This is a genomic window from Halanaerobium saccharolyticum, from assembly GCF_003053565.1.
GTDB lineage: Bacteria > Bacillota > Halanaerobiia > Halanaerobiales > Halanaerobiaceae > Halanaerobium > Halanaerobium saccharolyticum_B.
On sequence record NZ_QAXS01000017.1, the window covers coordinates 1 to 13,169 of the forward strand.

Sequence of the window (13,169 nt, forward strand, 5' to 3'; positions counted from 1 at the left end):
AAAGGATAAGGTAGTGACTGAATATTCTGTAGATAGTATATGTTCTCAATAACTTAAATTTGACAATGCTTAAATATTTTTATGCAATGCTAGTGAGTTTTTGAATATCAAATTAAGGGAAAACCACCAACAGATAGTAATTTAGAGCCTATTGATACAGGAAAGAAAAAAATAAGTTATAATATTGATGAATTAATATTTGATGATAATAAAAATCAACTGAAAAAAATGACAACAACTTATCAGGCTGAATCTCCATCAAAATCACCAGAAATTTCTCAGTTTGAACCAAATTATAGTGATGGATTTAGCTTTACAGCAAATATTAAAAACTACTCAGCTGATTCTCTGGGTGTGATTTCTCTTGGAGATAAAAATTTATCAGATCCAAATAAAGTTTTAGAAATCAATACTGATCAATTAAGTTTAAATACTAATTTAACTTTAGATGATCCTCATTTTGCTTCAATACTAGTTATTAACCATGATGAGTTAATTAATCAACAATCTGTACAAACTGGACTAACATCTATGTTAATTGCTGTTCCTTAAAAAATCTTTAAAAACTAAAGACAAAAAGAAAAGGTACCGGGAGCAAACTGCTCTCAGTACCTTTTTGTTATTTATTCTATTTTTTTATAGTTTTACTTAGCTCTTGCAGCTTCAATGTTAACTTTAGTTCCTTTAATGTAGTTGTCCTTCATGATCTGTAATACTTCATGACCTTTTTCTCTGGGAACTTCCACAAAAGTAAAGTTATCATAGATATCAATTGCTCCAATTAAACCACCGGGCATTCCTGTTTCACCAGCAATAGCTCCTACAATGTGGCGGGGAGAAACTCTATCTTTTTTACCAATATTGATAAATAATCTAACCATTCCCGGCTCAGCTCCAGTATCACCAAAGCTCTGACCTGAATTTTCGGCCTGATTATCATCATTATCTTCTCTTTCCATTGACTTTTTCATTAAAGCAGCTGCAATTTCAAGGGCAGAATACTGCTCATCAACTAAGTCTTCAATTAACTCAATATATTTTCCTAAATCAGCAGAATCCATATAACTGCTCAGTTCATCATTAAACTGCTCAAATTGAGCTGCTTCAATATCAGACTGAGAAGGAATCTCTGATCTTTTAATTTTAGATTTTGTATATTTTTGAATATCTCTCAACTTATAGATATCCTTACCCACTACAAAACTGTGAGCTTCACCACTTTTTCCTGCTCTACCTGTACGACCAATTCTGTGTACATAATAGTCAGTATCCTGTGGTAGATCATAGTTAAATACTGCTTCTACATCATCTACATCAATCCCGCGCGCTGCTACATCTGTAGCTACCAGTACTTCGATAATTCCATTTCTGAATTTACCCATTACTCGATCACGCTGATTCTGGTTTAAACCACCGTGGATAGCATCAGATAAATAACCGCGAGCCTGCAGCTTAATATTCAGCTCGTCAACCATTTTTCTGGTGTTACAGAAAACAATAGCCAGTTCTGGACTGCTTAAGTCAAGGATTCTGGTTAAAGCTTTAAGTTTATCGTGTCTTCTAATCTCATAGTAGTACTGATCAATAGAAGGAACGGTTAATTTTTCGTGAGCAACTCTTAAAAACTCTGAGTTTTTCTGATACTTTTTACTCAATCTTTTAATAGATTTGGGAATAGTAGCAGAAAAGAAGAGAGTCTGTCTGTCTTCTGGAATATCTCTTAACACAGTTTCAATATCATCAATAAAGCCCATATCGAGCATTACATCAGCTTCATCAAGGACAAAATAATCTATATTGTCAAGTTTCAATGTACCACGACGAATGTGATCCATTACTCTACCGGGAGTACCAATAACAATCTGTACACCTTTATTTAAAGCTTTGATCTGGCGTCCGATTGACTGTCCACCATAAACCGGGAGAGTATAAATTCTTCTCTTATATTTTGCCAGTCTTTTTAATTCTTCTGATACCTGAATAGCAAGTTCTCTGGTTGGACAGAGAATAATTGCCTGAGGATTTTTGTTCTCAGCATCCATTTCTTCTAAAAGAGGGATACCAAAGGCTGCTGTTTTACCGGTTCCTGTCTGGGCCTGACCTACGATGTCTTTACCATTAAGTACAGCCGGAATAGCATTTGTCTGAATCGGGGTAGTTTCCTCAAAACCCATTTCTTCAACTGCCTTTAAAATCTCATCTGATACGTTTAGTTCATTAAATTTAATCTTTTGCAAATTTACTTCCACTTCCTTTTTTAATTATATTCTTATACTAAATCTACCAACCACACAAATTTCTTAACAAATAATACTGCATCCGGTTGATAAATCTATACTTATATAAGTAGACGCTAAAAAACCCCGACTACATTTCATATAGTCAGGGCTTAGTTGCTATATTATCTATTAAGTTATAAAACACTAATTTTTTTAGTCAGCTCTTTTAGTATATCCCAGCCTGGAGCTAAAGTCAAATCTTTTTAAACCAGGTCCAAAACGCCCGATTTGGACCTGGTTTAAAAGAAATGATTCACATATTAATTAAATTTTTAAGCAGGAATATTTAAAGTTTAGAATAATTATAATAATAAATAAAAGAACCGAATAGGAGGATTTTTATGGCACTTTTAGAATTAAATTTATTTAGTGATAGTATAGGTATGGCTTCTCCAGTTAATATTATTTTACCTGAGACATACAAAAAAGTAGGTAAATCTGAAAGAGATGTTATCCGAGAATTTGAAGATGAATATCCAGTTTTATATCTGCTCCATGGTTTATCTGATGATCACAGCTCCTGGATGCGGCGGAGTTCAATAGAAAGATATGCAGAAGATGCTGGACTGGCTGTGATTATGCCCAATGTTCACCGCAGCTTTTATACTGATATGGCAGAGGGGCAGAATTATTTTACTTACCTCAGTCAGGAGCTGCCGCAGAAATTGGAAAAGATACTGCCGCTCAGTAATAAAAGAGAAGATACATTTGTCGCCGGACTTTCAATGGGAGGCTATGGTGCTTTTAAACTCGCCTTAAATCAGCCGGAGCGTTTTGCCGCTGCTGCCAGTTTATCAGGCGCTGTAAATATGGCCGAACATGTTACAAATAAAAATGAAGCAGGAGAACTTTATGAGGAATTTAAATGGATTTTTGGAGATTTAGAGAAAGTAAAGAATTCAAATAATGATTTATTTTATCTGCTCAAAAGGTTAAAAGGACGCCAGGCTGAAATTCCAAAATTATATCAGTGCTGTGGGACTGAAGACTTTTTATATCAGGATAATCAAAAATTTAAAAAATTCTGCAGCAAAAATAATATTAAATTAAAATATGAAGAAGAAAAGGCTGCCCATGAGTGGTGGTACTGGGATAAGAAAATTCAGACTGTAATTGACTGGCTGCCGCTTAAAAAATAAACTGCTTATGGACTGCTGTAGTCTGGATGAGTTAAACAGTTAAATATATTATAAATTTAATGACAATTTTTAATTTAGCTATCGGTTTGACAGACTACAGCGAGTTTGTTATTCTTGTTAAGGAGTTAAGCAAGCGGGTTGATTTTATCCCGCGTTATTATCAGAGTCATTTGCTTGCTGATAATAATTAAATGAACGATAATTTTAATCATAAGGTTTAGAATTTGTTCTGTGAGAACATTTTCTAAACCTTTTTTAATGCCAGTAAATTTTCTGGCAAAAACCCAAATAAAGAGGTGAAAATATTGAAAATAAAAGCGGAAAATCTTTATAAAGTTTTTGACGGTAAAGGCCAAAAAGAAATTGAAATGCTGAAAAATGGAAAAAGTAAAGATGATATTTTAGAAAAAACAGGTGCTACCGTCGGAATTAATAACGCCAGTTTTGAAGTAGAAGAAGGCGAGATATTTGTAATCATGGGTCTTTCTGGTAGTGGTAAATCAACTCTGCTTAGAACTTTAAACAGACTGGTTGAGCCAACAGCCGGCAGTGTAGAGATCGATGGAACCAATATTATGGAGCTGAATAAAAACGAGCTGCGTGAGTTTAGAAAAGAAAAGTTTGGAATGGTTTTTCAAAATTTTGCCCTCTTTCCCTACCGAACAGTTTTAGAAAATGCTGAATTCGGTTTAGAAATTCAGGGAATGGACAAAGAACAGAGAAGAGAAAAAGCGATGACCGCTCTCAAGCAGGTTGGACTGGAAGGCTATGAGGACCAGAAGCCTGATCAGCTCAGTGGTGGAATGCAGCAGCGAGTTGGTCTTGCCAGAGCACTGGCTGTAGATACAGATATTCTGCTGATGGATGAGCCATTTAGTGCCCTTGACCCACTGATCAAAAAAGATATGCAGGATAAGCTTTTAGACTTATATGAACATATAGATAAAACCATTGTCTTTATTACTCATGACCTGGATGAGGCACTAAAACTTGGTGATAGAATTGCAATCATGAAAGATGGAGAAATTGTTCAGGTAGGTAATCACGAAGAAATTCTGACAAACGCTGAAAATGATTATGTAGCTGAATTTGTTCAGGATGTTAACCGTTCTCGTGTTTTAACTGCTGAAGATATTATGGATAAACCGAGAGCTGTCCTCTATAAACAGGATGGTTTAAGGACTGCACTCCATAAAATGAGGCATAATGAGCTGGGCAGCATTTTTGTACTCGGTGAAAATAGAAAATACAGAGGAATTGTTACCATCGAAGATGTTGTTGAATCCTTGAATAAAGACAAGGAAAATTTAGATGAAATTATTAAAGAGGTTCCAATTGCTGAGCCAGAAGAAAGTGTCAACGATTTATTCTCAAAAATTGCAGATATAGATACACCTCTGCCTGTGCTTGATGAAAATGATAAATTAAAGGGAATAATTGTTAAAACAAATGTGGTAGCAAATCTGGCATCAGAAAAAGTTTAAACTTTAATTTAGCTTAATTTTAAACTTTTATATAAATTTGCTAATTCAGTTTAGGTTAAATTAATTAATAATATCTCTGGAGGGATATAAATGTATAAGACAAAATTAATTTCAACTTTATTAATCGTTCTACTAGGATTTGGACTATTCGCTGCAGTACCACAGGCTCAGGCAGCAGAAGATACAGTTAGATTTGGTTATGTTCAGTGGCCTGGAGTTACAGTTAAAACTCATGTTGCTGCTAAAATTGCTCAGTATTTAGGCTATGAAACTGAAATGACAGCAGCTCCAGAATCAGTTATCTTTAAAAGTTTAGAAAACAAAGATCTGGATGTATTCTTAGGTAACTGGCTGCCGACAATGGAAAAAACTTATGCCGAGTATGAGAAAAAAGGTGTAGTTCATAATGTTAGAGTTAATTTAGAAGATGTAGTATATAGAACAGCTGTACCTGAATATGTTTATGAAGCAGGAGTAAAATCACTGGCAGACCTGCAGGAAAATGCCGATAAATTTGGCAGTAAGATTTATGGTCTTGAACCCGGTAATGCAGGAAATATTGTTATTCAGGATGCGATTAAGAACAATAACTATAACTTAAAAGATTGGACTTTACAGTCCAGCTCTACAGCAGGAATGCTTTCTGCAGTTCAGAGAGCTGTTAATAACGAAGAGTGGATTGCTTTCAATGGCTGGAAACCTCACTATATGAACTTAATGTTTGACCTTAAATATCTTGAAGACCCTGAAGGAATCTGGGGAGAAGAAGACAGTGTTTATACTGTAGCCAGAGAAGGATATCAGGATGAAAACACTAATTTCTATAAATTCTTGGAACAGTTTACTGTTACTGCTCCAATTCAGAATGTCTGGATTGACGAATATCAAAATAAAGAACGTGATCCCGAAGTAGTTGCAGAAGAATGGATTGCTAATAATATAGATATTGTTAATCAGTGGGTATTCGGAATGGATAGTGTTGATGGTAGAATGGCCAGAAAAGTAATAGTAGAAAAAGTAAGTAATTAAACTCTTAGCTAATATAACTGAGAAAATAAATAATTTCGATTAAATAGATTTAATAAAAGCTGGTGGTATCATTTTGATGCCGCCAGTTAAAATTAAATAAGGATGGTGATCATTATTAACAGTATTACTGAATTTTTAACTACAAAAATCCCTCTCGGAAACTGGATAGAAAATTTGGTTAATTTTTTAATAATTAATTTTAGTGGCCCTTTAAATGGTTTTTCTTCAATTATAGAATCAATTGTTGGTACGGCAGAAATGATTTTAGCTTACCCACACCCTTTAGTTTTAATTGCAATCTTTGCTGCCGCAGCCTGGAAGCTTAAAGGAAAGAGGATGGCAGTCTTTGTTGCACTTGGACTGGGACTTGTATTAAATATTGAAATGTGGGATCCCTTAATTGTTACTCTAGCTTCAATTATTACTTCAGTCTTAGTGGCACTTGTAATTGGTATTCCAATTGGTATTTTAAAGGCTCATAACAGAATTGTCGACTTAATAACTCGACCAATTTTAGACTTTATGCAGACAATTCCACCCTTTGTTTATTTAATTCCAGCCCTGATGTTCTTCGGCCTGGGAAATGTTTCGGGAGTAATTGCAACAGTTGTTTTTGCGATTGCACCTCCAATAAGATTAACTTACTTAGGAATTAAACAGGTGGACGAAGAGCTAGAAGAGGCAGGTCATGCCTTTGGTGCCAACTGGTGGCAGATTTTATTCAAAATTGAACTGCCGGGGGCGATGCCTTCAATTATGATGGGAATCAATCAGTGTATTATGCTTTCACTTTCCATGGTAGTTATTGCAGCCATGATTGGTGCAGGTGGACTTGGTAAACCTGTCTTAAGATCTTTAAATACAGTAGATATCGGCTTAGGTTTTGAAGCTGGTCTTGGTGTAGTAATCATAGCTATGGTACTGGATAGAATGTTTGGTAGAGATTCATAATCAAGCTGAAATTAAGTTAAAAGCAGATTTAAAAGCAAATCATTAAAATCATAAATTATTTCAGATAAAAAAATCCCGCTCAGCATTAATTTGCCGGGCGGGATTTTAGTATTTTAATTTATTTGATTTTCATAATCGAAAACTATGATTTAAACTACACCCTGATCTAACATTGCATTTGCAACTTTTAAGAAACCAGCAATATTGGCTCCTGCAACCAGGTCACCTTCCATTCCGTATTCTGCAGCAACTGCACTCGCATCTTTATAAATACCAACCATTATTTTCTGCAGCTCCTGATCAACCTTATCAAATGTCCACTCATCGAACATTGCATTTTGAGTCATTTCGATAGCAGAAGTTGCAACACCACCAGCATTGGCAGCTTTACCGGGAATATAGAAGAGGTCATTATCTTTAACCAGTTTAATTGCCTCTGGTGTTAGGGGCATATTGGCACCTTCACCAATAGCGATAACTCCGTTATCAATTAACTTCTGAGCTCCAGCTGCGTCCATTTCATTTTGAGTTGCACAGGGAAGAGCTATGTCACAGTCAACTGACCAGATATCACTGCAGTTATCATAATACTCGGCCTCAGGATATTCTTCTAAGTATTCCTTAATTCTGCCGCGGTTAACTTCCTTGATTTCTTTAACCAGATCAAGGTCAATTCCATTTTCATCATAAAAATAACCGGAGGAATCACTCATTGCTACAACTGTGGCACCCAGCTGAGTTACTTTTTCGTTAGCATAGATAGCAACATTACCGGAACCGGAAATTACAACTTTTTTATCATTTAAAGAAATTTTATTATCTTTAAGCATTTCTTCTAATATGTAGACCAGACCATAACCTGTAGCTTCAGTCCTTACCAGACTTCCACCCCAGTCTAAACCCTTACCAGTTAAAACTCCAGCTTCATATCTATTTTTAATTCTCTTGTACTGACCGAAGAGATAACCAATTTCTCTACCACCAACACCAATATCTCCAGCCGGAACATCAGTCTTATCTCCAATATGGCGGGCAAGCTCTGTCATGAAACTCTGACAGAAGCGCATAACTTCCTGGTCAGATTTACCCTTAGGATCAAAATCACTTCCACCCTTACCGCCACCAATAGGGCGACCGGTTAGAGCATTTTTAAAGATCTGTTCAAAACCTAAAAACTTAACTATACCAGTATACACAGAAGGATGAAATCTTAGTCCACCTTTATAAGGTCCTAAGGCTGAATTAAATTCAATTCTAAAACCGCGGTTAACATGGGTATTACCATCATCATCAACCCAGGGAACCCGGAAGATAATCTGTCTTTCTGGCTCAACAATTCTCTCTAAAATACCATTTTCTTCGTATTCAGGATGTTTATCAAAAACCGGATTTAAAGATTCTAAAACTTCTTCGACAGCCTGATGAAATTCTACTTCACCTGGATTTCTGTCCTTTACCATTTCTAAAACTCGCTCAGTATAATTGCTCATGCTTCTCACTCCTCAAAAATTTTTTATCATTAAACTATCACAAATTAATCTTAATATAAATTTCACTTAAAATCAATTAAAACAGCCAAAGTTTTGAGTGTATACAAGGATACTTCTTTAGCGCTTTAACTTGACAGTCGAGCTTTAGATTAATATAATCAACGAGTAAGAGCAATATATTACCTGGGAGGATAAAATTTGAAAACAAGAGAACTCACCCATACAGCAATCAGTTTATCATTAATTACTATTTCTTTTATTCTTTTTAAAGGATCGACCAATGTCTTTAATGCAGTCACTATTCCTACAATTCTATATTTAAATTATTCCAAATTCAGTCTCAGAGAATATTCTACTTTAGTTCTACTTAGCTTTATTATGGCCCTGCTTTTCTTTTTTCAGCAGCTATTTTTTATTTTTTTCTACGCTGTAATGGCAGTTTTAATCAAAAGAATTTTAAGGCAAAACTACAGTAAATTCTTTAGTTTTTTAATTTTAGCTGTCGGCTTTGGAGGCGGTTTTTATCTTACTTTAACTCTAACCGATACAATTTTAGGAACGGCGCTGAGAAATGTGCTGGCTTCAGTGGCTGCAGGCAATTCAATATTATTAATACTACTTTACAGTTTTACTTCTAGCTTTGTTGCTGCTGCCCTTATTTTGATTATCCCGGAAATAGATAAGAGGCTTTAAAGGTTAATAGCTGAAGCTGAAAATTTAGTGAGAAAAATTATCAGTTATTTCTTGACAACTTTTCTTCAATTATATATACTTAAACAAAGCTAAAAGATAATAAATTTCAATAGGAAAATGCCTCATCACTTCTGGTGAGGTAGAGGCGCAAATTTTGATCAGTATTCTGCCTGCTGAAGCTTAAACCGCTGCTGCAGAAGAAAGGCTAATTTGCCGAAGTTTTCAGTCAGGGTTTAATGGCTGTCTGCTGGGTCTGTATAAAAAATATGCAGAACTGTCATTAAAAGTTTATCCAGACTTTTAATGTTGAGCTATCTCAAAAGATGGAAGAGGTGATTTCTCTGAATTAGTATTTAACTCAGCGATTTCGCTGAGTTTTTGTTATCTATAGATATTTTTCTTTTGCCAGCAAATTGTGATAAAATAATTTTAGACAATAATTTAAAAATGGAGTAGATTTATGAAAACAATAACTATACCTGAAGCAAAAATTAGAGAGACAGTTAGAGAATATGGAACTCCTTTTCATATTTATGACGAAAGGACAATTGTAGACCGTTTAAATAGACTGATCAGTGCCTTTAGCTGGGTAGATTTTAAGGAGTATTTTGCCATTAAGGCCAATCCCAACCCTCATATTTTAAAGGTGATGAAGGAAAACAGCTGTGGAGTTGATGCAGCAACTGTGCCGGAAATTAAACTGGCAGAAGCTGCCGGCTTTAATGGTGAGGAGATAATGTTTACTTCCAATCTGACCACCATCGATGCTTATCAGTATGCAGTTGACCGCGGCTGTATCATTAATATTGACTGGGCTGCAGATATTTATGAGCTTTTTGAAAATGAGATAATACCGGATAATATCTGTTTTAGACTAAACCCCGGCTCAATTGAAAATGAGATTATGGGTGATTCCAAGGAGTCAAAGTTTGGCTCAACTGCAGAACAGATTAAAAAAGCGGTGGCTTTTTTGAGTGAGCAGGGAATCGACTCAATTGGACTGCACACGATGGTAGTTTCCAATGAAAATGACCCGCAGATTTTTGGTGAATATACAGAGATGCTTTTCAACTTTGCCAGAGAGATAATTGAAGAATATCAAGTTGAAATTGACTTCATTAATATTGGGGGAGGAATCGGGATACCCTATCAGGCTGAGACAGAGGTTGATGTCGAAGCGATTGCAGGTGCAGTCAACGCAGCCTATGATAAAGTTTTAAGAGAAAATGGACTGCAGCCCAAGATTTTTATGGAGTCAGGCCGCTACATTACCGGAGAGTCAGGCTATTTAGTAACCAGGGTGATTAAGGAAAAAGAAACCTACAAAAAATATCTGGGCGTGGATGCCTCAATGTCAGATTTAATGAGGCCGGCCATGTACAGAAGCTACCACCATTTAACAAATATTGATGCAGAAGCCAGAGGAGAAGATAAATTTGAAGAATATGATGTAATCGGCTCCCTCTGTGAAAATAATGATAAGTTTGCAATTGACCGCAGACTGCCGCTGAGTAAACTGGGAGACCTGCTGGTTATTCACGATACCGGGGCTCACGGACACGCAATGGGTTTTAATTACAACGGCATGCTGAGGAACGGAGAATTTTTATACACAACTGACGCTGAGGTTAAACAGATCAGGCGGGATGAGACTTTTGAAGATTATACAACTACTGTAATAGGAGGCTATTAATATGTTTAAAGGTGTAGGTACTGCTTTAATTACTCCTTTTAAAGAAAACGGTGAAGTTGATTATGAGCTCTTTGAGAAGATTTTGGACCACCAGTTAGAAAATGAAATTGATGCCCTGGTTGTGCTGGGGACTACTGGTGAATCACCTACCGTTCATTTAGAAGAAAGAAGACTGCTGACAGAAATGGCAGTCAGTAAGGCTGATGGTAAGGTGCCGGTAATTGTTGGAACTGGAACAAATGATACCTCTAAGGTTGTTGAAATGAATGAGCTGGCAGCAGAAAATGGTGCTGATGGACTCTTAATAGTAACTCCTTATTATAATAAAACAAGTCAGCAGGGTTTAGTTGACCACTACACATATGTGGCCAGCAAAACTGAGCTGCCGATTATTGCCTATAATGTCCCTTCCAGAACTGGAGTTAACATTGAGCCGGAAACTTTTAAGAAAATGGCTGAAATGGAGGACAATATTGTAGCCATCAAAGAGGCCAGTGGAGATATGAGCCAGATTTTAAATGTGATTGAACTGGTCAGAGACAATAAAACTATTCTTTCCGGCAATGATGATCAGGCTTTACCGCTTATGATGTCCGGAGGTAGTGGAGTTATCTCTGTATTTTCTAATTTACTGCCGGGAGTAATGAAAAAAATCACTTCTCATATTTTAGCTGAGGATTATCAGGCAGCCAGAGACTTACATTATAAATACTTAAAACTGATGCGCTTAATCTTTGTCGATGTTAATCCAATTCCAATTAAATTTGCCATGCAGCAGCTAGGACTTTCTAATAATAATCTGCGCCGACCTTTAGTTAATTTAAGTAAAGAGCATCAGCAGTTAATCTTAACTGAAATGAAGGAGCTTGATTTAGTATGAAATATGGAATTATAGGATATTCAGGCCGGATGGGCCAGGCAATAGAAGAATTATTTTCTGAAGCCGGTCACGAGCTGGTCTATCAGAAGGATGAAAATGGTGAAAAGGAAATTGAAAAACCGGAAGTAATTATTGACTTTTCTTTAAAAGAAGCCTTTGCGGATACAGTCAGGGTGATTGAAGAAAAAGAAGTTCCTTTAGTAATCGGTACTACAGGCTTAGATGAAAATGATTTTGCTGAATTAGATAAACTGGCAGAAAAAGTACCGGTGATTCAGAGCTTTAATTTTTCGATCGGTATTAATATCTTATCTGAACTGATCAAAAAGGTAAATCAGTATGTGGACCAGGACTGGGATATCGAAATTTCCGAAACCCACCACCGCTTTAAAAAGGATAAACCATCCGGAACAGCGATTATGCTGGGAGATCTTCTGGATAGAGAAGTAGAAATGCATTCAAAAAGACTGGGCTCAGAGTTTGGAGAACATGAAGTCGACTTTGCCAGTACCGGTGAGGTGCTGACTTTAAAGCACAGAGCTTACTCGAGAGAGGCTTTTACCAGAGGTGTCTTGATGAGTGCTGAGGCGATTTTAGACCTGGATCCAGGTTTTTATACATTCAGTCAAATTTTAAGTGATCAAACTTAAGTCAAAATGATAAAGTTTAATAAAAAGATATAAGTGGAGGAAAAAATATGAATTCTTACGATTTAATTGACTATATTTCAAATTCGACTAAAAAAACACCTGTTAAATTTTATCTAAAGGGTGAAGGATTAAAAGAAGTTTTAAGCAGCTACGAATATTATGGGGATGACAGCTCAGGAGTTGTTTTCTGTGAGCTGAAAGAAGCAGAAGCTTTAAAAGAAAAGCTGGGCGATAAATTAACTCAGTCCAGAATTGAAATGGACAGGTTAAATTCTGCTATTCCCTTAGCTGATTACAGCCAGTACAACTGTCGCATAGAGCCAGGGGTACATATCCGCGATCAGGTTGAAATTGGTGACGGCTGTGTTTTAATGATGGGAGCTGTAATCAACATAGGGGCTAAGATTGGCGAGAATACAATGATCGATATGAACACAGTGCTCGGAGGACGGGCAACTGTTGGTGATAACTGCCATATCGGTGCAGGAACTGTGCTGGCTGGAGTAATTGAGCCGCCGAGTGCTGACCCGGTTGTTGTGGAAGATAATGTACTTATCGGTGCCAATGCAGTTGTTTTAGAAGGAGTTCAGATTGGTGAAGGTGCTGTAATTGCAGCCGGCTCAATTGTAATTGATGATGTACCTGCAGGTACTGTTTATGCTGGTGCTCCTGCTAAAAAGATTAAAGATGTAGATGACAAGACAAAGCAGAAGACTGAAGTAATGGCCAGTCTGAGGCAGCTATAAATCAAAATAGATTTGATATGATTTATTAAAAATAATTCTAAACTAAGTATAACAACTTAAAAGTATAAATTCTAAGCTGGCTGGATTTATTCCGGTCAGCTTTTAAATAGGCAGGAAAATAAATTTTTCCCAAAT

The 13,169-nt window shown here is 36.2% G+C and carries 12 protein-coding genes and 1 riboswitch; of the genes, 10 read left to right on the forward strand and 2 right to left on the reverse strand.

Annotated features, from left to right (window positions below; all coding sequences use genetic code 11):
* Positions 1-228 precede the first annotated feature (228 nt).
* Positions 229-552, forward strand: a complete 324-nt coding sequence (locus C8C76_RS07860) for a hypothetical protein (protein ID WP_108140444.1) — start codon at positions 229-231, stop codon at positions 550-552.
* A gap of 92 nt (positions 553-644) precedes the next feature.
* Here C8C76_RS07860 and C8C76_RS07865 read toward each other — a convergent pair whose 3' ends face one another.
* Positions 645-2,237, reverse strand: coding sequence for a DEAD/DEAH box helicase (locus C8C76_RS07865; RefSeq protein ID WP_108140446.1), 1,593 nt, complete (start codon positions 2,235-2,237; stop codon positions 645-647).
* Positions 2,238-2,620: 383 nt separating this feature from the next.
* On the opposite strand from C8C76_RS07865, the gene C8C76_RS07870 reads away from it, so the two are divergent.
* The 4 genes from C8C76_RS07870 (at position 2,621) to C8C76_RS07885 (ending at position 6,882) form a co-directional block, all read left to right on the forward strand.
* Positions 2,621-3,418: an alpha/beta hydrolase gene (locus C8C76_RS07870; protein ID WP_108140448.1), complete on the forward strand. Its 798-nt coding sequence runs from the start codon at positions 2,621-2,623 to the stop codon at positions 3,416-3,418.
* A gap of 302 nt (positions 3,419-3,720) precedes the next feature.
* Positions 3,721-4,902 (forward strand): quaternary amine ABC transporter ATP-binding protein, encoded by a 1,182-nt coding sequence (locus C8C76_RS07875; RefSeq protein WP_219909376.1) that lies wholly within the window; start codon positions 3,721-3,723, stop codon positions 4,900-4,902.
* Between the two features lie 90 nt (positions 4,903-4,992).
* Positions 4,993-5,931, forward strand: coding sequence for an ABC transporter substrate-binding protein (locus C8C76_RS07880; RefSeq protein WP_108140452.1), 939 nt, complete (start codon positions 4,993-4,995; stop codon positions 5,929-5,931).
* Between the two features lie 102 nt (positions 5,932-6,033).
* Positions 6,034-6,882: an ABC transporter permease gene (locus tag C8C76_RS07885; protein WP_108140454.1), complete on the forward strand. Its 849-nt coding sequence runs from the start codon at positions 6,034-6,036 to the stop codon at positions 6,880-6,882.
* Between the two features lie 149 nt (positions 6,883-7,031).
* On the opposite strand, the gene gdhA is transcribed toward C8C76_RS07885, so the two are convergent.
* Positions 7,032-8,372, reverse strand: a complete 1,341-nt coding sequence (gdhA, locus tag C8C76_RS07890) for an NADP-specific glutamate dehydrogenase (RefSeq protein WP_108140456.1) — start codon at positions 8,370-8,372, stop codon at positions 7,032-7,034.
* Between the two features lie 198 nt (positions 8,373-8,570).
* Here gdhA and C8C76_RS07895 point away from each other — a divergent pair, with 198 nt between their 5' ends.
* The 5 genes from C8C76_RS07895 (at position 8,571) to dapD (ending at position 13,034) form a co-directional block, all read left to right on the forward strand.
* Positions 8,571-9,065: a hypothetical protein gene (locus C8C76_RS07895; protein ID WP_108140458.1), complete on the forward strand. Its 495-nt coding sequence runs from the start codon at positions 8,571-8,573 to the stop codon at positions 9,063-9,065.
* Between the two features lie 132 nt (positions 9,066-9,197).
* Positions 9,198-9,387, forward strand: a riboswitch (Lysine riboswitch).
* Positions 9,388-9,525: 138 nt separating this feature from the next.
* Positions 9,526-10,758, forward strand: a complete 1,233-nt coding sequence (locus tag C8C76_RS07900; RefSeq protein ID WP_108140460.1) for a diaminopimelate decarboxylase family protein — start codon at positions 9,526-9,528, stop codon at positions 10,756-10,758.
* Between the two features lies 1 nt (position 10,759).
* Complete coding sequence (gene dapA, locus C8C76_RS07905) at positions 10,760-11,638, forward strand: 4-hydroxy-tetrahydrodipicolinate synthase (RefSeq protein WP_108140462.1); 879 nt, start codon at positions 10,760-10,762, stop codon at positions 11,636-11,638.
* Complete coding sequence (locus C8C76_RS07910) at positions 11,635-12,288, forward strand: 4-hydroxy-tetrahydrodipicolinate reductase (RefSeq protein WP_108140464.1); 654 nt, start codon at positions 11,635-11,637, stop codon at positions 12,286-12,288. Before dapA ends, C8C76_RS07910 begins: the two co-directional genes overlap by 4 nt.
* 47 nt (positions 12,289-12,335) lie before the next feature.
* Entirely contained in the window at positions 12,336-13,034 is a 699-nt protein-coding gene (gene dapD, locus C8C76_RS07915; protein WP_108140465.1) for a 2,3,4,5-tetrahydropyridine-2,6-dicarboxylate N-acetyltransferase, read from the forward strand.
* Positions 13,035-13,169 lie beyond the last annotated feature (135 nt).